Origin of the sequence: Dyella sp. C11, assembly GCF_003121485.1 — a bacterium.
Lineage (GTDB): Bacteria > Pseudomonadota > Gammaproteobacteria > Xanthomonadales > Rhodanobacteraceae > Dyella.
The window spans coordinates 163,737-182,765 of record NZ_QAVX01000003.1 but is presented as its reverse complement, the minus strand read 5'-3'; the positions used below and the strand labels follow the sequence as shown (position 1 = coordinate 182,765).

Annotated in this window: 20 protein-coding genes and 1 tRNA gene; 7 read left to right on the top strand and 14 right to left on the bottom strand. The window is 63.6% G+C overall.

Annotated features, from left to right (window positions below; translation table 11 throughout):
- Positions 1–2 precede the first annotated feature (2 nt).
- From DK366_RS05045 to DK366_RS05025, 5 genes are all read right to left on the bottom strand, one after another.
- On the bottom strand, positions 3–737 hold the full coding sequence (locus DK366_RS05045) for a hypothetical protein (protein WP_109124440.1): 735 nt from the start codon (positions 735–737) through the stop codon (positions 3–5).
- Between the two features lie 152 nt (positions 738–889).
- Positions 890–965, bottom strand: a tRNA-Gly gene (locus DK366_RS05040).
- A 61-nt stretch (positions 966–1,026) separates the two neighbouring features.
- Positions 1,027–1,635 carry a CDP-diacylglycerol--glycerol-3-phosphate 3-phosphatidyltransferase gene (pgsA, locus tag DK366_RS05035; RefSeq protein ID WP_109124439.1) on the bottom strand — a complete coding sequence of 203 codons (609 nt, stop codon included), beginning with the start codon at positions 1,633–1,635 and terminating at the stop codon, positions 1,027–1,029.
- 93 nt (positions 1,636–1,728) lie between these two features.
- Positions 1,729–3,558 carry an excinuclease ABC subunit UvrC gene (gene uvrC, locus DK366_RS05030; RefSeq protein WP_109124438.1) on the bottom strand — a complete coding sequence of 610 codons (1,830 nt, stop codon included), beginning with the start codon at positions 3,556–3,558 and terminating at the stop codon, positions 1,729–1,731.
- 17 nt (positions 3,559–3,575) lie between these two features.
- Positions 3,576–4,049: a low molecular weight protein-tyrosine-phosphatase gene (locus tag DK366_RS05025; protein ID WP_109124437.1), complete on the bottom strand. Its 474-nt coding sequence runs from the start codon at positions 4,047–4,049 to the stop codon at positions 3,576–3,578.
- A 201-nt stretch (positions 4,050–4,250) separates the two neighbouring features.
- Between DK366_RS05025 and DK366_RS05020 the strand changes: the two genes are divergently transcribed.
- Positions 4,251–4,658, top strand: coding sequence for an energy transducer TonB (locus DK366_RS05020; protein ID WP_157956454.1), 408 nt, complete (start codon positions 4,251–4,253; stop codon positions 4,656–4,658).
- 227 nt (positions 4,659–4,885) lie between these two features.
- Here DK366_RS05020 and kdsB read toward each other — a convergent pair whose 3' ends face one another.
- From kdsB to DK366_RS04995, 5 genes are all read right to left on the bottom strand, one after another.
- On the bottom strand, positions 4,886–5,659 hold the full coding sequence (gene kdsB, locus DK366_RS05015) for a 3-deoxy-manno-octulosonate cytidylyltransferase (protein WP_109124435.1): 774 nt from the start codon (positions 5,657–5,659) through the stop codon (positions 4,886–4,888).
- Between the two features lie 63 nt (positions 5,660–5,722).
- On the bottom strand, positions 5,723–7,027 hold the full coding sequence (gene aroA / locus DK366_RS05010) for a 3-phosphoshikimate 1-carboxyvinyltransferase (RefSeq protein WP_232820911.1): 1,305 nt from the start codon (positions 7,025–7,027) through the stop codon (positions 5,723–5,725).
- A gap of 40 nt (positions 7,028–7,067) precedes the next feature.
- Positions 7,068–8,156 (bottom strand): prephenate dehydratase, encoded by a 1,089-nt coding sequence (pheA, locus tag DK366_RS05005; RefSeq protein ID WP_109124433.1) that lies wholly within the window; start codon positions 8,154–8,156, stop codon positions 7,068–7,070.
- Between the two features lie 79 nt (positions 8,157–8,235).
- The gene (gene serC / locus DK366_RS05000; RefSeq protein ID WP_109124432.1) at positions 8,236–9,321 is read right to left on the bottom strand and encodes a 3-phosphoserine/phosphohydroxythreonine transaminase; all 1,086 of its coding nucleotides are present in this window, start codon (positions 9,319–9,321) and stop codon (positions 8,236–8,238) included.
- Positions 9,322–9,420: 99 nt separating this feature from the next.
- Positions 9,421–10,188 carry an FHA domain-containing protein gene (locus DK366_RS04995; RefSeq protein ID WP_109124431.1) on the bottom strand — a complete coding sequence of 256 codons (768 nt, stop codon included), beginning with the start codon at positions 10,186–10,188 and terminating at the stop codon, positions 9,421–9,423.
- 149 nt (positions 10,189–10,337) lie between these two features.
- On the opposite strand from DK366_RS04995, the gene DK366_RS04990 reads away from it, so the two are divergent.
- The gene (locus DK366_RS04990; protein WP_109124537.1) at positions 10,338–10,613 is read left to right on the top strand and encodes a polyhydroxyalkanoic acid system family protein; all 276 of its coding nucleotides are present in this window, start codon (positions 10,338–10,340) and stop codon (positions 10,611–10,613) included.
- 82 nt (positions 10,614–10,695) lie between these two features.
- Positions 10,696–10,914, top strand: coding sequence for a translation initiation factor IF-1 (gene infA, locus DK366_RS04985; protein ID WP_019466733.1), 219 nt, complete (start codon positions 10,696–10,698; stop codon positions 10,912–10,914).
- Between the two features lie 136 nt (positions 10,915–11,050).
- On the opposite strand, the gene clpA is transcribed toward infA, so the two are convergent.
- Positions 11,051–13,318 (bottom strand): ATP-dependent Clp protease ATP-binding subunit ClpA, encoded by a 2,268-nt coding sequence (clpA, locus tag DK366_RS04980; RefSeq protein WP_109124430.1) that lies wholly within the window; start codon positions 13,316–13,318, stop codon positions 11,051–11,053.
- A 232-nt stretch (positions 13,319–13,550) separates the two neighbouring features.
- Positions 13,551–13,877 carry an ATP-dependent Clp protease adapter ClpS gene (clpS, locus tag DK366_RS04975; protein WP_109124429.1) on the bottom strand — a complete coding sequence of 109 codons (327 nt, stop codon included), beginning with the start codon at positions 13,875–13,877 and terminating at the stop codon, positions 13,551–13,553.
- A 120-nt stretch (positions 13,878–13,997) separates the two neighbouring features.
- On the opposite strand from clpS, the gene DK366_RS04970 reads away from it, so the two are divergent.
- The 3 genes from DK366_RS04970 to hflD are packed head-to-tail and all read left to right on the top strand — an operon-like array spanning position 13,998 to position 16,259.
- A complete protein-coding gene (locus tag DK366_RS04970) occupies positions 13,998–14,489 on the top strand; it encodes an NUDIX hydrolase (protein ID WP_109124536.1) in 492 nt (163 codons plus the stop codon).
- Positions 14,486–15,625 (top strand): tRNA 2-thiouridine(34) synthase MnmA, encoded by a 1,140-nt coding sequence (gene mnmA, locus DK366_RS04965; RefSeq protein WP_109124428.1) that lies wholly within the window; start codon positions 14,486–14,488, stop codon positions 15,623–15,625. The genes DK366_RS04970 and mnmA overlap by 4 nt, the downstream gene beginning before the upstream one ends.
- 10 nt (positions 15,626–15,635) lie before the next feature.
- Positions 15,636–16,259, top strand: a complete 624-nt coding sequence (gene hflD, locus DK366_RS04960; RefSeq protein ID WP_109124535.1) for a high frequency lysogenization protein HflD — start codon at positions 15,636–15,638, stop codon at positions 16,257–16,259.
- 42 nt (positions 16,260–16,301) lie between these two features.
- Here hflD and DK366_RS04955 read toward each other — a convergent pair whose 3' ends face one another.
- Positions 16,302–17,618: an MFS transporter gene (locus tag DK366_RS04955; RefSeq protein WP_109124427.1), complete on the bottom strand. Its 1,317-nt coding sequence runs from the start codon at positions 17,616–17,618 to the stop codon at positions 16,302–16,304.
- A gap of 238 nt (positions 17,619–17,856) precedes the next feature.
- On the opposite strand from DK366_RS04955, the gene aqpZ reads away from it, so the two are divergent.
- Positions 17,857–18,558: an aquaporin Z gene (gene aqpZ, locus DK366_RS04950; RefSeq protein ID WP_198651424.1), complete on the top strand. Its 702-nt coding sequence runs from the start codon at positions 17,857–17,859 to the stop codon at positions 18,556–18,558.
- A 72-nt stretch (positions 18,559–18,630) separates the two neighbouring features.
- Here aqpZ and DK366_RS04945 read toward each other — a convergent pair whose 3' ends face one another.
- Complete coding sequence (locus DK366_RS04945; protein WP_198651423.1) at positions 18,631–19,026, bottom strand: VOC family protein; 396 nt, start codon at positions 19,024–19,026, stop codon at positions 18,631–18,633.
- Positions 19,027–19,029 lie beyond the last annotated feature (3 nt).

The window sequence follows — 19,029 nt, the reverse complement described above, 5'->3', positions numbered from 1 at the left end:
AATCACGGCGTTCCTTCGCCCTTGTCGATGTCTTTCCATATCACCAGCCAACACGCGCTCATCCACGGCAGCAAGGCAAGCAACAAAAGCATGCCCCAGGGAATCAGCAAAAGGCCGGCCATGAGCAACAATTGGATCAACGCATAGGTGGCGAATGCACCCGGCGATCGAAGCATGACGGCCACGCTGCTCCGCATGGCCTGCCAGGGCGTGGCTCCACGGAACATCACGAACATCGGGGCCAGCGCCAGCCATATGGCCACGGGTGTACCCGGCAAAATGAGCAGGCAGATGAACAGGCGATTGGCGAGCTCAGGGTGCGCCGACATATGGCCGAGCAGGACGGCGTCCACCGCGGGCCAGCCATAAACGGCTGCTGCCACGCCTTGCTGCACGCCAAAAACCAGGGGGCCGCACAGCAGCGCCAATCCCAGCGCACGCCAACGATAACCGTGCTGCCAGGTGCTGAACGGACTGCTCCATCGCAATACGCCCGACGCTTCCGCAGCCACCAAACCCTGGAAGACACCGAAGCTCAGCAGCAACGGAAAGACCTTGGACAAGGCCACGCCTACAAGGGGAATAAGCTGCAACAGGGCCTCAAGCACCATCGGCGCGAGGCAAAGCAGAAACAGGCGCAGCGGATAACGCCGCCAGACGCGCAAGCCTTCCATGCACCAGTAGGCGACTCTGCTCGTCGACACGACGAGGGCGGGACTCTCGAACACGACTGCCATGGGACGATCTCCTTTCGTGAGCAGGTTCGTCGGTAGAGTCCCTTGGCGCGCCAAAAACCTTACATGGCTCGCGCGCTATCGTTGCGGCCATAAAAAAAGCAGCCTCAAGGGCTGCTTTTTTGGTGGACTGCGATGCATCAATCCACTGAATCTGGAGCGGGAAACGAGACTCGAACTCGCGACCCCGACCTTGGCAAGGTCGTGCTCTACCAACTGAGCTATTCCCGCATCGGAGTCGCGCATTGTAATGGGTAATGCGCTGCCGTCAAGCACCTGTCACAAACAATATTCAGTCGTCGCTGCGCGGCAGCGGATGGCCCGAACCGTCGCCCTGCAGGCTCGGCCATGCGGCGCGGAGGTAATAAAGGCCCGACCAGATGGTGAGAATGCCGGCGATAACCAGCAGCGCCTCGCCGATGTGGTACAGGCGCAAGGCTTCGGCGCTTTTCTCGTGCTGAACGATCAGCACCACCAGCGCCACCATCTGCATCACGGTCTTGAGCTTGCCGATGAAAGCCACCTTCACCGTGGCGCGCATGCCGATCTCGGCCATCCATTCGCGCAAGGCGGATACGCTGATTTCGCGTCCGACGATGATCGCCGCCGTCACCGCCATCAGGATGCCCGGCCAGCCACCACGATGCGTCTCAACCAGCAGGAACAGCGTCACCGCCACCATCAGCTTGTCGGCAACCGGGTCAAGAAACGCGCCGAACGCCGAGGTGAGATTCATGCGGCGCGCCAGGTAACCGTCCAGCCAGTCAGTGAGGGCTGCCAGCACGAACACGATGGCCGCCGTAATGTTGTGCCCCGGGAACTGCCAGTAAAACACCACCACCATGACCGGCAACAGCAAGACGCGGAACAGGGTCAGCCAGGTGGGCAGGTTGATGTGCATAAATCCTTTCCGGGTTTGAAGCATTCGGCCAAGCGCTCTCGCGTTGGATCATGCGCGATTTTTGCGTCGGCCGGAATGACAGACGCTTACAGGTTAGCCGTGCAGTGCTGCATAAATGCGCTCGGCCAGCCCACGATCGATACCTTTGACGCGGGTAAGTTCCTCCACGCCCGCCGCCTCGACGCCCGCCAGGCCGCCAAAGGCCTTGAGCAGGGCCGACCGGCGCCGCGCGCCGACACCCTGCACATCCTCAAGCACGCTGCGTTCGCGCGCTTTCTCACGCCGTTTGCGGTGGCCGGTGATGGCAAAGCGATGCGCTTCGTCGCGCACGGCAGCGACAAGATGCAGGGCTGGTGAGGACGGACCGGGATGCAGGTTGCGCCCGGAATCGGCCAACACCAGGGTTTCCTCGCCCGCGCGGCGCCCCGGCCCCTTGGCCACGCCCACCACCTCGATGCCGGTAACGCCCAATTCGCGAAGCACATCCAGGGCCTGCGCCACCTGCCCGCTGCCGCCGTCGATCAGCAGCACGTCGGGCTTGGCGCCCTCACCCTCGGCCACCTTGCGGAAGCGGCGCACCAGCGCCTGGTGCATGGCCGCGTAATCGTCGCCCGGGGTAATGCCCGTAATGTTGAAGCGTCGATAGTGCGATTTCTCCGGACCTTCGGGACCGAACACCACGCACGACGCCACGGTCAGCTCGCCTTGCGTGTGACTGATGTCGAAGCACTCGATGCGACGCGGCGGCTCGTCCAGTTCCAGCAGCTTCTGCAGATCGTCAAAGCGCGCACCGAGCGTCTGGCGGCTGGCCAGCTTGGCGGTCAGCGATGCTTGCGCGTTGCGCTCCGCCATTTGCAGGAAGCGTGCACGTTCGCCGCGCACGCTGGACTTCAGCTCCACGGCGTGCCCCGACTGCTGCGCCAGCATCTCGCCCAGGATCTGTTGGCTGGGCAAGGCGTCGCCCAGGATCAGTTCACGCGGTACGGGGCGATCCAGGTAGTACTGCGCGATGAATTGTTCGAGCACATCGGACGGCTCGGCATCCAGCGGCAGGCGCGGAAAGAAATCGCGCGTACCCAGGCTGATGCCGTTGCGGAAAAACAGCACGCTGACGCAGGCCATGCCCGCCTCGATGCGGCACGCCAGCACGTCCATGTCCGCGCTGGCGCCCTGCACGTGGTGCTCGGCCTGCAGCTTGCGCAGGGCCGCGACCTGATCACGAAACGACGCGGCACGCTCGAATTCCAGCCCTTTGCTGGCCTGTTCCATTTGACCGGCCAGTTCGTCGATCACGGCGCTGCTGCGTCCCTCAAGGAACATCTCCACGTGACGCACGTCGTTGCGATAGTCATCGACCGTGATGAGCTGCACGCAAGGCGCCGTGCAGCGACCGATCTGGTGCTGCAGGCAGGGACGCGAACGGTTCTTGAAGTAGCTGTCCTCGCACTGGCGCACCTTGAACAGCTTCTGCATCAGGTTGAGGCTTTCGCGCACGGCAAACGTGCTTGGATAGGGTCCGAAGTAGCGCCCCGGCATGTTGCGGGCACCGCGATGGAACGCGAGCCGCGGATAGTCCTCGCCACCCGACAGATAGATGTACGGATAACTTTTGTCGTCGCGCAGCAGGATGTTGTAGCGCGGCTTCAGCGACTTGATCAGCTGCGATTCCAGCAGCAGCGCCTCGCCCTCGGTGCGCGTCACCGTGATTTCCACGCGCGCAATCTGCGACACCATCGCCGCGATGCGGGGTTCCATCCGCGGCTTGAGGAAATAGCTGCCGACGCGCTTCTTCAGGCTCCCTGCCTTGCCCACGTACAGCAGGTCGCCGTCTTCGTCGAAATAACGATAGACGCCCGGTGACGTAGTGAGGGTTTTGACGAAAGCCTTGCCGTCGAAGGCTTGCGGCGGCGGTGTGGACTGCATCGCGTGATTCTATCCGCTCAGGGTTGCCGCAGGCGTGCGATCAGGCCATCCACACCGGCCTCGGCCAGCGCCACCGCGCGACTGAAGCCCGCAGCGTCGCCGTAGTAGGGATCAGGGAATTCATCCGGCCTGGGCACGCCTGCCCAGGGCAGGAAAAGCACGGGGGCCGTGCCGCGGTTTCGCCTCAGGCCTTGCAGCGTTTCCAGGTTGTCCTGGTCCATGGCCAGCACCCAGTCGAAATCGTCGAAATCCGCCGTGCGGACCTGCCGTGCCCGATGCGGCGCAAGGTCATAGCCGGCGTCCGCGGCGGCTTGCACCATGCGATGGTCCGCGCCCTTGCCCACATGCCAGCTGCCCGTGCCGCAGGAAGCCAGCGACACCGCGATTCCCGCCTGTTCGCAGCGCTGGCGAGCCACGGCTTCCACCAGCGGGGAACGGCAAATATTTCCCAAACAGACAAAAAGGACGGACGGCGTTTCGCGTTTTTTCATCACGCAGGCTCTTTCTCGAACGGCAGGTCTGTCATGGATGGGCCTTCCAGACGGCAGCCAGGCACAGGTTTTCGCGAAATGTCGCGGGGAACTGCGTTAATGGCAGCCGGGGACGCCACTATCAAGGGCCATGACCGTCGGCACGATTGTTGTGCAGCAACAGAGCCGACTATGCTTGCCCGGTAGACAGGGAGGAAGAAAGTGAAAAGCAAGCTGAGTACGTTAGCGGCCTGTGTCGCCGCCATGATCCTGAGTCAGGCCGCCATGGCCGCCCCTTCGATGCAAGACCCACCGGCGGCTGCCACACCCGCCGCCAGTGACAGCACCTCGGGCGATCGACCGGCCAGCGTCGATGAAGACCGCCCCCAGCCGGCACCCCGCATGTCGCCCAGCCTGAAGAATGCCGGCGGGGCGAGCGGTTCGGTCGTCGTGATGGTGCAGGTCGGCGCGGACGGCAAGGCCAAGTCCTTTCACGTGATGATGTCGTCGGGCTCCAAGCAGCTGGATGACGAGGCCGTTCGTACCGCCAAGAGCTGGTCCTACAAGCCGGCCATCAAGAACGGCGCACCGGCCGACGGCTACGTGCAGATTCCGATCAACTTCCGATAAGAAAGCCGGCATGTGCCGCCCCTGAAGCACGTGCCGAGGGGCGGCGCTCATGCAGGGAATCATCCATGGGCTGCCTGCCACTACCCATTCTGTTCTTGCTCGGCTTTTTCATCGGCCGTTTTGTCGCCGGCCCAAGCGGCGCCCTGTGGGGCGCCGGCATAGGACTGGCCCTCGGGCTCATCCTTGGCGGTCTTTTCGTGATGCTGATACGACGCCGGCGCTGAGCCTCAGCTGCTCGCCAGCCAGCGTTCCGCGCGCTCGAGATCGGCCTCGGTATCAATGCCCGGCGGAAACGGCTCGGGCGTGAGTCGGGCCGCAATGGGAAAGCCATGTTCCATCACGCGCAATTGTTCGAGCGACTCGGCCTGTTCGAGCGGCGTGCGCGTGAGCGTCGTATAGCGCTTCAGGAAGCCTGCGCGATACGCGTAGATGCCGATATGGCGCAGGAACGGCACGTCGTCGGGCAGCGCGTTCCGATGGACCGCAAACGCATCACGTGCCCACGGTGCGGGTGCACGGGTGAAATACAGGGCGCGCCCGTTGGCGGATCGAACCAGCTTGACCACGTTGGGATCGAACAGCTCGTGCGCCTCGGTGATGGGCGTTGCCAGCGTGGCCATGGGAGCGTCGTCTTCCGCCAGCGCACGCGCAACCTCGCGGATACCCGCAGCAGGCGCAAAAGGTTCATCACCCTGCAGGTTCACCACGATGGCATCGTCCGCCCAACCGTAGTGCTCGGCGCATTCGGCCAGGCGATCACTGCCGGAAGCGTGATCGCTGCGTGTCATGCACACGTTCACGCCCTGTCCCTGCAACGCATCGACGATGCGCTGGTCATCCGTTGCCACGATCACCTGGGAGGCACCGGCTTCCATTGCGCGCTGCGCCACGCGCACCACCATTGGCACGCCGGCGATGTCCCGCAACGGCTTGCCCGGCAAACGCGTGGAGCCGTAGCGGGCAGGAATGGCAACGATGAAGGAAGGCGTGGCAACGGACATGGTGACCTCTCGACAAGACACCAAGCGTAGCTGCTGAACCTTCCAGCGGCGAGTGGTGCGTCGTCAGGCCACCTGAAGATCGAAACCGCAACCGTTCGCGAGCTCAAGGAAGCCCGGGAACGATGTCGCCACGTTGGCGCAGTCGTTGATGCGCACCGGCCCGCTGGCGACAAGCCCGGCGGCAGCGAAACTCATGGCGATGCGATGGTCGCCGTGACTTTCGATGGTGCCGCCGTGCAGCGGGCCACCGTGAATGGTGGCACCGTCCGGCGTTTCATCGATCGTGGCGCCCAGCGCACGAAGACCTGTGGCCATCGCAGCCAGTCGGTCCGACTCCTTCACGCGTAACTCCGCCGCACCGCGCACCACGGTTGCCCCCTTGGCCGCCATCGCTGCAACAAACAGCGCGGGAAATTCATCGATCATATCCGGCACCAGCGCCTCCGGCAGCTCGACTCCATGCAACGGCGCATGTCGAACCACCAGATCGCCCACCGGCTCGCCGCCACTCTCGCGTTCGTTCTCGATGCGGATATCCGCACCCATCAGACGCAAGGCCTGCAGAAGCCCGGTGCGACGGGGGTTGAGGCCCACGGCGGGCAAGTGAAGCTCTGAACCCGGCACGATGCTGCCGGCCACCAGGAAGAACGCGGCGGAAGAAAAATCCGCCGGCACATCCACATTCGTGGCGCGAAGGGCGTGACCACCGCTCAGTCGTGCGCGGCCCGGCGAAAATTCGATGGGCCAGCCGAAGGCGGCGAGCATGCGCTCGGTGTAGTCGCGCGTCGGATGTGGCTCGATCACTTCGGTCTCGCCCTGCGCGTACAACCCGGCCAGCAACAAGGCGGACTTCACCTGTGCGCTGGCGACCGGCAACGTGTACTGGATGCCATGCAGCGACTGGCCGCCGCGCACTTGCAAGGGCGGCAGGCCATCCTGCGTATCGATTCTTGCGCCCATGCTGGCAAGCGGGTCGGTGACCCGACGCATGGGGCGCCTGGACAACGATTCGTCGCCCACCAGCGTGCTGTCGAACGCCTGCCCGGCGAGCAAGCCGGTGAGCAGGCGCATACCCGTACCGGCGTTGCCGCAGTCGAGCAGCTGCGTCGTGCCGCACAGGCCATGCAGCCCGACGCCGTGCACTACGCGCTCGCCATCCGCCGGCGCATCGATACGCACGCCGAGCTGTTGCAGCACGGCCGCGGTGGCACGCGTGTCTTCACCTTCCAGAAAACCACGTATATGCGAGGTGCCTTCAGCCAATGCGCCGAGCATCAGCGCACGGTGCGATACGGACTTGTCGCCAGGCACGCGCACGGTGCCCTTCAACGCGCCAACGTTGCGGCTGTTCCAGTCGAGTCGAGTCACGAACATTCTCCAGCGACCGCCTCTCGCGGCCGCATTGCTATCAGGGCAGCGCCACCGGGTACGAGCCGAGCACGCGCACCTGCGCGGCGGCCTCGCCCATTTCCTTCATCGCGGCCTGCATCGGCTCGTCGTTGACGTGGCCGGACACGTCGATGAAGAAGGCGTACTGCCATTTGCCCGAATGCGCCGGGCGCGATTCGATGCGATTGAGGCTGATGTCGTGCTCGGCAAACGGCTTGAGCACGTGATACAGCGCTCCGGGCTTGTCGTTCACCGTGATCAGCAGCGACGTGCGGTCGTTGCCTGAAGGTGGAAACAGCGAGCGACCGATAACCAGGAAGCGCGTGGTGTTGTCGGCGCGGTCCTCGATGGCCTGGGCCACCGTCTTCAGACCATACACGCGGCCGGCGGTTTCACCTGCAATGGCAGCCGCGTCGTCCGCATGACGCGCAAGCCGGGCGGCTTCGGCATTGCTGCTGACGGCGATGCATTCAACGCCCGGCAGGTTGATGCGCAACCACGTCTTGCACTGCTGCAGCGACTGCGCGTGCGCGTAAACGCGCTTGATGCCTTCCAGCTTGCCGTTGAGCGAATGCAGGCACTGATGCACGCGCAATTCGACTTCACCGCAAATGGTGGCGTCGGAGGTGAGGAACATATCCAGCGTGACCTGGATCATGCCCTGCCCCGAGTTCTCCACCGGCACCACGCCAAAATCGGCATGGCCTGCGGCCACTTCCTGGAACACTTCTTCGATGCTTCCAAGCGGAAGCCCGTAGGCGGCATGGCCGAAATGCTTGCGCACGGCCTGTTCGCTGAACGTGCCTTCCGGCCCGAGAAAACCCACTTTCAGGGGGTCTTCCTGCGCCAGGCACGAGGACATGATCTCGCGGAACAGGCGCACCATTTCCACGTCCGTCAACGGACCGTTGTTGCGATCCACCACCATGCGCAGCACGTGTGCCTCGCGCTCGGGACGGTAATAGTCGATGGCCGAAAGCCCCTCGCCCTTGACCCGCGCCACTTCCTGGGCCCAGCCAGCGCGCTCGGAAATCAGCTGCTGGATCTGCTGGTCGATGCTGTCGATGCGCTCGCGCACGTCACTAAGCGAGGATTTCTTGTCGGTCATGTGATTCGGCTGTGGAAGCAAAGAAGTCCAAACGGGGAACCAGGGATAGTCTCCGATACCCCCGCACCGTGCAACGGTTTCATCCGTGACGTTTCGCGAAGTCGTGCATGAAGGCCACCAGTGCCTGCACGGCTTCCAGCGGCACGGCGTTGTAGAGCGACGCGCGCATGCCACCAATCGCCTTGTGCCCCTTCAGCGCCAGCAGGCCTGCAGCTTCCGACTCCTTGAGGAAATCAGCATCCAGCGCGTTGTCGTGCAGGGTGAATGGCACATTCATGCGCGAACGCGACGCCGGATCGATCGGGTTGCGATAGAAACCGCCGGAACCATCAATCGCCTGATACAGCAACGATGCCTTCGCGCCATTGCGTTCACGCATGACCGCAAGACCACCCTGCTCCTTCAGCCACTCGAACGTGAGACCGGCGAGATACCAGCCCCAGGTGTTGGGCGTGTTGAGCATCGAATCGTTCGCCGCGTGGTCGGCGTAGCGAAAAATCTTCGCCATCGGACGCGTGGCGCGTTCGAGCAGGTCGCGGCGCACGATCATCACCACCAGGCCAGACGGCCCGATGTTCTTCTGCGCACCGGCGTAGATCAGGCCGAACTTCGACACGTCGATGGGGCCCGAGAGGATATCCGACGACATGTCCGCCACCAGCGGCACATCGCCCACGTCCGGAATGTCGTGGAACTCCACGCCATGGATGGTCTCGTTGGGCGTGTAGTGCACGTACGCGGCGCGTGCATCGAGCTGCCATGTGTCGCGTGGCGGCCGGCGCAAGTAGTTCTCACCCTTGCTGCTCGCCGCCACGCTGACCTTCACGTACGGCGCCGCCTCGCTGGCCGCCTTCTCGCCCCAGTGCCCGGTGACGATGTAGTCGGCGCTGTCGCCATCGGCGGCCAGGTTCATCGGAATCTGGGCGAAGTGCTGCGTTGCGCCGCCCTGCAGGAACAGCACGGCATAGTTCTCGGGAATGGCGAGCAGCCCGCGCAGGTCCGCCTCCGCCTTCTGGGCAAGTCCCATGAAGAGTTTGCCGCGATGGGACAGCTCCATCACCGAGGCACCGCAACCCTGCCAATCCAGCAATTCGCGCTGGGCGCGCTCAAGAACCGGTTGCGGCAGCGCGGCCGGACCCGCGCTGAAATTCCAGAGTCTGCTCACTGACGACGCCTGCACAAGGAAGATCGTCGCATTATGGCGCGTCGCAGCAACGCGTCGTCAACCAATGATGAAGCGTCGCGCTTTCGCCCGCTGCCGGCCTTAGAAACGCACCAGCAACGCCACCGCAATGCCCAGCGCAAGCACCGCCGCGGTGGCGATCAGCCACCACACCTCGCCACGCGGGCCGGCATCTTCTTCGGGCAGGCGCGCGTGTTCCGGTTCGGGCCTCACGCTCTCAGGCTCCGGCTCCAGCCCCGGCGCAACGACAACAAAACGGTGCATGCCCAGCCCGATCTGGTCGCCCGGGCGCAGCGCAGCCTGGGATACCGGCACGCCGGTTACGCGCAAGGGATAACGGGCCGATTGCTGTGCCGCTTCCAGCATCAGCTGTCCGTCGCGCCAGAACACGGCCAGCGCCGCGGTCTCACCTTGCGGCAGGTCAAGCGGCATGCGGCCATGAGGGCCCAGCTCCAGGCGGTCCTGCAACGAAAGCACGCGGCCGGACAAGGGGCCAGCCACCGCGCGCAGCGCGACGGTGCAGCGACCTTCGGCGGGAATGGTGACCGGCAGGTTGTGTGCCGGTTCCTCGTCGGTGCGCAGCAGCATGCGGCAGTCGCCCACGCTGAGAATGTCGCCCGCACGCAGCAATGCTTTTTCGCGCACCGGGCGTGCGTTCACGTAAATGCGGTTGCCCTGCGGAAGTATCTGCAATACCCAGCCGCGACGGTCCAGCTGGATGCGCATGTGATAAGCGCCCGCCTGGTGCGATGCGAGAATCAAGTCGTTATCCGGTGCACTGCCGATGCGCAACGCAGGGCCGTCCCAGTGAAAATCCTCTCGGGGCGAATTGGGAAACTCGATGCGCATCTGTGAACCAGTCGATGGACGGCGGGACTCTAGCAGATGCCTGCGTAATTATTCGCCGTTTTCCGACAGGCAATGCACGGCGACATCGGGCCAGCCCCGGGTCCCTCGTCTGGCTTACCATGCGCATTTGCCTTCCAAGGAACATGGCCATGCCCAAGATCGATATCCGCCGTCCGCACCAGCTGTCCGTGACCGAGGCCCGCGCGGTGGTCGACAAGGTGGCCGCACGCATGCAGGAAAAGTTCGGCATGGAAGGCCAATGGCAGGGCGACACGCTGCGCTTCTCGCGCCCGGGCGTGAACGGCAGCATTGCCGTGGGCACCGACGCCATTCAGGTCACGGCCGAGCTGGGCATGATGCTGTCCCCCCTGAAGGGGATGGTGGAACAGGAGATCCGTCGCAAGCTCGATGAGCATTTTGGCTGATGATTCTTTAACCATCGGAACTTCCGTGGCATAATCGACGGCTTACGCGGCCATGACGGCTGCCCTAGCCCCCTCGGAACGCATGGCCAAAGACGACGTCATCGAAATGGAAGGTACGGTCCAGGAGACCCTGCCCAACACCATGTTCCGTGTGCAGCTGGAAAACGGCCACGTCATTACGGCCCATATTTCCGGCCGCATGCGCAAGCATTACATCCGCATTCTCACCGGCGACAAGGTGAAGGTCGAGATGACCCCGTACGACCTCACCAAGGGTCGTATCACGTACCGCATGAAGTAATTCCAAGCCACTTTCGTGGAGCGCACCCGGTGCGCGGCTTTTCACGAAAGGGAGGCCCGCCAGCTCAGCTGCTTGCGGGCAGGCATAAAAAAGGCCGCGTTGAACGCGGCCTTTTCTTTGCTTGCGTGAAACCGTCTCAGCTCACCGTGGCCGGCAGGCTTTCAGCGGCTTCGGAGGTCACCACCAGCTCGCCGTCCTTCACGCTCAGGCTCACCTTGCCGCCATCGGCCAGCTTGCCGAACAACAGCTCGTCGGCCAGCGGACGCTTCACCTTCTCCTGGATCACGCGGGCCATCGGACGGGCACCCATCTGCGGATCAAAGCCGTGCTCGGCCAACCAGCGGCGGGCGTCGGCATCCACATCCAGGCTCACGTGCTTCTCGGTGAGCTGCGCTTCCAGCTCGATCAGGAACTTGTCCACCACACGCAGGATGTGATCGAAGTCCAGCGGGTTGAACTGGATGATCGCGTCCAGGCGGTTGCGGAACTCCGGAGTGAAGCTGCGGCGGATCACTTCCATCGCATCCATCGAGTGGTTCTGCTTGACGAAGCCGATGCCGCGACGCGACGCCTGCTGCGCACCCGCATTGGTGGTCATCACCACCACCACGTTCTTGAAGTTGGCTTCGCGACCGTTGGTGTCAGTGAGCACGCCGCGGTCCATCACCTGCAACAGGATGTTGAACACATCCGGATGCGCCTTCTCGATTTCGTCCAGCAGCAGCACCGCATGCGGATGCTTGGTGACGGCTTCCGTCAGCAGGCCACCCTGGTCGAAACCCACGTAACCCGGAGGTGCACCCACCAGACGCGAGACCGAATGCGCTTCCATGTACTCGGACATGTCGAAGCGGATCATCTCGATGCCCAGCTGCATCGCCAGCTGCTTGGTCACTTCCGTCTTGCCCACGCCCGTGGGGCCGGCGAGCAGGAAGCAGCCGATGGGCTTGGACGGATCAGCCAGGCCCGAACGGGCCATCTTGATCGACGCCGCCAGCGCCTCGATGGCCGGGTCCTGACCGAACACCACCATCTTGAGGTTGCGCTCCAGGTTCCTCAGCACATCGCGATCCGACGCCGAGACCTGCTTGGCCGGAATGCGCGCCATCTTGGCGACGATGTATTCCACCTCGGGCACGTCGACCTTGCCCGTGCGCTGATCGGCGGGCAGCAGGCGCTGACGGGCGCCGGCTTCGTCGATCACATCAATGGCCTTGTCCGGCAGCAGACGATCCGGAATGTGCTTCACCGACAGGTCCACTGCGGCCTTCAGGGCTTCCGTGGTGTAGGCCACGTTGTGATGTTCCTCGAAGCGCGAACGCAGGCCCTTGAGGATCTCGAAGCTGTCGGCCACGGTCGGCTCGACCACGTCGATCTTCTGGAAGCGACGGGCGAGTGCGCGATCCTTCTCGAAGATGCCGCGGAATTCCTGGAACGTGGTGGAACCGATGCAACGCAGCTCGCCGGAAGCCAGCATGGGCTTGATCAGGTTGCTGGCGTCCATGGTGCCGCCCGACGCGGAACCGGCACCGATGATGGTGTGGATCTCGTCGATGAAGAGCACCGCACCCGGCTGCTTCTTGAGCTGGCCGATGACGGCCTTCAGGCGCTTCTCGAAATCACCGCGATACTTGGTGCCGGCCACCAGCGCGCCGAGATCCAGCGACCAGATGGTGGCGTTTTCCAGCACCTCGGGCACGTCGCCGTCCACGATGCGCTTGGCAAGGCCTTCGGCCAGTGCCGTCTTGCCGACGCCGGCCTCACCCACGTACAGCGGGTTGTTCTTGCGGCGACGGCACAGCACCTGGATGGTGCGCTCGATTTCGTCCTGGCGGCCGATCAGCGGATCGATCTTGCCTTCCAGCGCCAGTTCGTTGAGGTTGCTGGCGTATTCGCTGAGCGGATTGCCCTTGGGCTCGCCGTCTTCGCTCTCACGCTCGGAGCCCGGCATGCTCTGCGACGGCTCGTCGCCGATCTTGGCGATGCCGTGCGAAATGTAGTTCACCACGTCCAGGCGGGTGATCTCCTGCTGGTGCAGGAAATAGACCGCGTGCGAATCCTTTTCGCCGAAGATCGCCACCAGCACGTTGGCGCCGGTGACTTCCTTACGGCCGGAAGACTGTACGTGGTAGACCGCGCGCTGAAGCACGCGCTGGAAGCCCAGCGTGGGCTGGGTATCACGCTCGTCCCCGTGCGGCAGTACCGGTACGGTTTCGGCAATGATCTTTTCCAGCTCGCGCGTCAGGCGCGGCAGGTCGACGCCACAGGCGCGCAGCGCGCCAAGGGCCGACTGGTTTTCGGTGAGTGCGAGCAGAAGGTGTTCCACCGTCATGAATTCATGACGCTGCTCGCGGGCCTGCTTGTAGCACTGGCCGATGGTGACTTCGAGATCCTTGCTGAACATCCGGACCTACTCCGCTTGTGTGGCAGGGCGGCAACGCCGCGATAGCTACGAAATGGGGGTACTGGAAGCCTCTTCAATATCCGTGCCAGCGAAGAGGGGCAGGAATCGTGCCCGGGACCGCAGGTGCCTCATGAAAACCGTACCTGCCGCCGTCCTGCCCTATTCCCGTCCGCTGCCCGCGGGCCGGCTTCGTTTCGTCCTTCCTTGCCCTCACCACGTATTTCGTCGCTTTTTAAAGCTTTTCCATAGTGCACAACAAAGGGTGCTGATGAGCACGTGAATATTCGTTCACCTGGGTCACCTTGGTTTCCGCCACTTCCCGGGTAAACACCCCGCAGACGCCCTTCCCGCGTGTATGGACGTGCAGCATCACCTGCACGGCCCGTTCCTGGTCCAGGCTGAAGAAGCTACGCAGCACTTCGACCACAAAATCCATCGGTGTGAAATCGTCGTTCAGCAGCACCACCTGGAAGAGCGGCGGTCGGGCCACCTCCGGACGGGAGGTTTCCAGCGCCAGACCGTGACTATTGCCTTGTTCGTGTTCGGGTTCGTGAGCCATGGTTTTACGTGAGAATTCCTTGAGGGAAAGTATACCGCCCGACCGTCAAAGGCAGACCGCCTACAGGTGATGGCACAATGACGGCTTTTCCAGTGGCGATATCGCCGCCATATGTCCTCGATGGCCCATCCCTCCCCTGTTCCCCTGCAAGTCTGGTGCCCCCACGTCACGGTGGCCTGCGTCGTTGCCGATGGCGACCGCTTCCTCATGGTCGAAGAGGAGGTGAACGGCCGCGTGGCCTATAACCAGCCCGCCGGACATCTGGACGACCGGGAAAGCCTGGTGACCGCCGCCGTGCGTGAAACGCTGGAGGAAACGGGCTGGACGGTGGCGCTGGAGCACCTGATCGGTGTCCATCAATGGCGCAGCACCGAGCATGGCGACGGCGTGGTGCGCTTCAGTTTCGCTGCGCGGGCACTGCATCATGACGCGGATCGCCCGCTTGATGACGGCATCCGTCGTGCTTTGTGGATGACCCGCGACGAAATCGTGGCACTTGGTGACGCATTGCGCAGTCCTTTGGTGCTGATGAGCATCGATGCATGGCTTGCCGGTCATCGTTATCCGCTGGACATGCTCCACAGCCTGCTTGTGGAGGATCGTTACCCGTGAAAGTGATGCTCGGCATTTCCGGTGGCGTGGATTCGTCCGTGGCCGCCCTTCTGCTTCAGAAGGACGGTTATGCGGTCGAAGGCCTGTTCATGCAGAACTGGGAAGAAGACGACCGCGACGGCCCCTGCACCGCCGACATCGACCGCAAGGACGCCGTCGCCGTGTGCGGGCGCCTGGGCATTCCGTTCCATGCGCGCAATTTCGCCGGGGCTTACTGGGATGGTGTCTTCGAGCATTTTCTCGCGGAATACCGCGCAGGCCGCACGCCCAACCCGGATGTGCTGTGCAATCGCGAAATCAAGTTCAAGACGTTCCTGGACGAAGCCCGCGCACTGGGCGCCGACAAGATCGCCACCGGCCATTACGCCCGCGTGGATTTCCACGATGGAAAATATCGGCTGTTGCGTGCGGTGGATACGTCCAAGGACCAGACCTATTTCCTGCATGCGCTAGGCCAGGAACAGCTGGCTGCCACGCTGTTTCCCGTGGGCGAAATCGAGAAATCGCTGGTGCGCCGCATGGCCGAGGACGCCGCGCTGCCCACGCACGCCAAGAAGGATTCCACTGGCATCTGCTTCATCGGCGAGCGCGATTTCCGCAGCTTCCTCGCGCAGTACATCCCGGCCCAGCCCGGCCCCATGCGTACGCCGGATGGTGAAACCGTGGGGGAGCATCAGGGCGTGATGTATTACACGCTGGGCCAACGCAACGGGCTGGGCATCGGTGGCCGGCACGGTGCGAGTGGCGACGCCTGGTACGTGGTGGGCAAGGACGTACCCAACAACGTGCTCTATGTGGCCCAGGGTGGCGAGAACCATTGGCTGTATTCGAGCCGCCTGCATGCCGAGCCGCCCACCTGGGTGGCCGGCGCACCGCCGGCCGCGCGCTTCCGCTGCACGGCCAAGACACGCTATCGCCAGGCCGACCAGGCCTGCGAAGTGTTCGTACGCGATGACGGGCTGGAGGTGGTCTTTGATGAACCTCAGCGTGCCGTCACACCGGGCCAGTCGGTCGTTTTCTACGATGGCGAGGCCTGTCTCGGCGGTGCCGTGATCGACCGCACCAACGCCCCCTTCGGCGGCTGGAATGATGTCGCCGCCCTTCCCGTCACTTCGGAATCCCTTACCGGTGTTTGAAGCTTTCGCCATGAACGAAGAGCGCGTGCTGGCCCTGGCTGGACTGTTCCAGGCCACCACGCTCGCCCAACAGCTGGCCAATGACGGCCGCTGCGACGACATCGCCATGGCCGCCAGCATGGCCAGCGTGTTTCGTATCGATGCACCGTCGGTGGTGGGCGTGTATGGCGATGTCTCGGCCGTACGCCTTGGCCTGCGCCAGCTGATCACCCTGCTGGACGAGAGCAACCGCGACGTCGCGATCACGCGCATGTCCTTCACGGTGATGCGACTGGAACGAAGCCTTTCGCGCCGCAGCGAGCTGCTTGATCGCCTGCAGCAAGGCATCCAGGCCACGCAACGCCAGGTCGAGCACTTCGGGCCGGATTCGCCCCAGGTCGTGAAGCGACTTGCCGAGCTCTATGCCAACACGCTGTCCACGCTGAAGCCGCGCGTCATGCTCACCGGCAGCCCGCAGCAGCTGCAACAGCCGGCCGTGGTGGAAACGGTGCGAACCAACCTGCTGGCCGCCGTGCGCTCGGCCGTGCTGTGGCACCAGCTGGGTGGACGCCAATGGCAGCTGCTCCTCTACCGCAAGCAGTGCAGCATGCTCGCGCGCGGCCTGCTTACCGGCTCGACCATCAACAACACCTGATGCAGGGTGCCGGCGCATCAGGCGCCGGCACCACCCCCGCTCTCAGCCAGCGGGTTTGCCTTTTCCCTTCAACAGCAGCCACAACGCAGCCACGATGCTGATCGCCGCGGTGAACGCCACGTAGTGCGCTGGCATGTGACGGCCGACGCGACTGCCCAGGTACTGGATCAAGGGCGCCGTGCTCGCGCCGAACACGGCATAGGCCACGTTGTAGGCGAACGACACGCCCGAAAAGCGGATCGGTGCGGGAAAGGCCGAGACCATGATGGTGGGCACCACGCCCACCGTGCCCACCAGAAATCCCGTTACTGCATAGAGCACCAGGAAGTGTGCGCCACCAGCGGCAAGATCCGCGAACAGCAGATAGGTGCAGGTCACCAGCGCGATCGAGCCCAGCAGCAGGGACAGCGGCGCGCCGATGCGATCGACCAGCCATCCAAACGCGAGGCAACCCACGCCAAGACAAAACGCAGCGATGCTGTTGCCGAGGAAGGCCTCGTCGGGCGCAATCTGAAACGCGTGCTGCACCAGCGTCGGCAGCATCAGGATGAGCACGACGATCGCCGCAGTCAGCATCCACGTCACCGACATGGACAACACCACGGCGCCACCGTGCCCTGACAGCACCGTGCGCAACGGCATGTTCTCGCTCAGCGCCTTGCGGGCCTGCAGCTCGGCGAACACCGGCGTTTCGCTGAGCCAGCGGCGCAACCACACCGCGATGAAACCAAACACGCCGCCGAGCAGGAATGGCAGGCGCCAGCCCCAGGCGAGAATCTGATCGGGCGACAGGTGATGATTCAACCAGGCTGCCGTGAGTGAGCCGATCAGGATGCCGACTGTCAGCCCAGAAGTAAGACAGGCACAGGCAAACCCTACACGGCCTGCGCGCGCATGCTCCGCCACGAACACCCAGGCGCCCGGCACTTCGCCACCAATGGCCACGCCCTGCACCACGCGCATCAGCAGCAACAGCAGCGGCGCCAACACGCCAATGCTTGCATAGACAGGCAGCAAGCCAATGGCCAGCGTGGGCAACGCCATCAGGAACACGCTGAGCGTGAACATGCGCTTGCGCCCCTGGCGATCACCGAAATGCGCCATCACGATGCCGCCCAGCGGGCGCGCCAGGTATCCCGCCGCAAAGATGCCGTAGACCTGCAATTGCGCCAGCCACGCCGGCATGTTCGCGGGGAAGAACAGATGGCTCAGCGGCAACGCAAAGAACACGAACACCACGAAGTCATAGAACTCCAGCGCGCCGCCTAGCGAGGCAAGGAACAAGGTCTGGATGTCCCGTCTATCCATGCGGCGTGAGCCGTCCGCCGCGAGCGGCGAGGTCGTGAAAGCTTGCGTCATCGGTGTTCCTGCGGTTCCAGATGAAAGCGACGGGCCAGCATACCCAAAGAGAAAGCCGATTCGGCGCGTGTCACTTCACTGTTACAGGGTGTGAAGACGCTATCCCCACAAACGGTTTTGCTAGCCTATGCCCGCCCCGGGCCCTGCACCAAGAGCCTGTTTCAAATCGGGATCGATGTGGAAATCCCGCACGGATGCGCCCGGGTCCATCCCTGAAAATCTGGCAAGGAGAGTCCCCATGAATATGGGCAAGCGTTTGGGAGCCGAGTTCTTCGGTACGTTCTGGTTGGTGTTTGGCGGTTGCGGCAGCGCGGTCTTTGCGGCGTTGTTTCCCGATGTGGGCATTGGTTTTGCGGGCGTTGCCCTCGCCTTCGGCCTTACCGTGGTCACCATGGCTTACGCCGTGGGTCATATTTCCGGTGCGCACTTCAACCCCGCCGTTACCGCAGGCATGTGGGCCAGCGGCCGTTTCCCGGCCAAGGATGTGATCCCCTACTGGATCGCGCAGGTGGTGGGTGGCGTCCTGGCTGGCGGCACGATCTACCTGATCGCCAGCGGTCGCCCCGTGTTCGACCCGGTCGCCGGCGGCTTTGCCTCGAACGGTTACGGCGAACATTCACCCGGCCAGTATTCGTTGATGGCCTGCATGCTCGCCGAGTTCGTGCTCACGGCGTTCTTCCTCATCGTGATCAACGGCACCACCCACAAGCTCGCACCGGCCGGCTTTGCGCCGCTGGCCATCGGCCTTGCCCTTACGCTCATTCATCTGATTTCCATCCCGATCACCAACACCTCGGTCAATCCGGCCCGCAGCACGGCGGTGGCGGTATTCCAGGGAAGCTGGGCCATGGGCCAGCTGTGGATGTTCTGGGTGGTACCGCTGATTGGCGGCGTCGTGGGTGGCCTGATCTATCGCCATCTGCTCGACTGGCACGACTGAGCAGCGCGCCCTTTGCAACAACGAAACCGGCGGCCATTCCAGCCGCCGGTTTTTTCATGTCGGCATTGAAACCTAAGCTTCGTAAAGCTCGATCGGCAAACCATCCGGATCGGCAAAGAACGTGAAGCGGCGGTCGGTGAATTCATCCACGCGCACGGGCTCGCACGTGACGCCACGCTCCGTCAGCGTGGCAATCACCCTATCGATGTCCGGCACGCTGAAGGCCAGATGGCGCAAGCCCTGCGCTTCGGGGCGCGAGGGGCGCGGCGGCGGCAATGGAAACGAGAACAACTCCAGGCTGACCCCGGGCGACACTTCCAGATCGAGCTTCCACGAATCACGTTCGGCCCGGTAAACCTCGCGGATAACGCGAAAGCCCAGCGTCTCGCTGTAGAAGGCTTTCGAACGCGCGTAGTCGGAGCAGATCAGCGCCACGTGATGGATAGCGGGCAGCAAGGTCGACGCCATCCG

Bases quoted from the DNA above. Each gene is read 5' to 3' on its own strand.
- DK366_RS05045 (WP_109124440.1), bottom strand. From the start codon at position 737: ATGGCAGTCGTGTTCGAGAGTCCCGCCCTCGTCGTGTCGACGAGCAGA.
- pgsA (WP_109124439.1), bottom strand. From the start codon at position 1,635: ATGCACATCAACCTGCCCACCTGGCTGACCCTGTTCCGCGTCTTGCTG.
- uvrC (WP_109124438.1), bottom strand. From the start codon at position 3,558: ATGCAGTCCACACCGCCGCCGCAAGCCTTCGACGGCAAGGCTTTCGTC.
- DK366_RS05025 (WP_109124437.1), bottom strand. From the start codon at position 4,049: ATGAAAAAACGCGAAACGCCGTCCGTCCTTTTTGTCTGTTTGGGAAAT.
- kdsB (WP_109124435.1), bottom strand. From the start codon at position 5,659: ATGTCCGTTGCCACGCCTTCCTTCATCGTTGCCATTCCTGCCCGCTAC.
- pheA (WP_109124433.1), bottom strand. From the start codon at position 8,156: ATGACCGACAAGAAATCCTCGCTTAGTGACGTGCGCGAGCGCATCGAC.
- DK366_RS04995 (WP_109124431.1), bottom strand. From the start codon at position 10,188: ATGCGCATCGAGTTTCCCAATTCGCCCCGAGAGGATTTTCACTGGGAC.
- DK366_RS04990 (WP_109124537.1), top strand. From the start codon at position 10,338: ATGCCCAAGATCGATATCCGCCGTCCGCACCAGCTGTCCGTGACCGAG.
- infA (WP_019466733.1), top strand. From the start codon at position 10,696: ATGGCCAAAGACGACGTCATCGAAATGGAAGGTACGGTCCAGGAGACC.
- clpA (WP_109124430.1), bottom strand. From the start codon at position 13,318: ATGTTCAGCAAGGATCTCGAAGTCACCATCGGCCAGTGCTACAAGCAG.
- clpS (WP_109124429.1), bottom strand. From the start codon at position 13,877: ATGGCTCACGAACCCGAACACGAACAAGGCAATAGTCACGGTCTGGCG.
- DK366_RS04970 (WP_109124536.1), top strand. From the start codon at position 13,998: ATGGCCCATCCCTCCCCTGTTCCCCTGCAAGTCTGGTGCCCCCACGTC.
- hflD (WP_109124535.1), top strand. From the start codon at position 15,636: ATGAACGAAGAGCGCGTGCTGGCCCTGGCTGGACTGTTCCAGGCCACC.
- DK366_RS04955 (WP_109124427.1), bottom strand. From the start codon at position 17,618: ATGACGCAAGCTTTCACGACCTCGCCGCTCGCGGCGGACGGCTCACGC.
- aqpZ (WP_198651424.1), top strand. From the start codon at position 17,857: ATGAATATGGGCAAGCGTTTGGGAGCCGAGTTCTTCGGTACGTTCTGG.
- DK366_RS04945 (WP_198651423.1), bottom strand. From the start codon at position 19,026: ATGGCGTCGACCTTGCTGCCCGCTATCCATCACGTGGCGCTGATCTGC.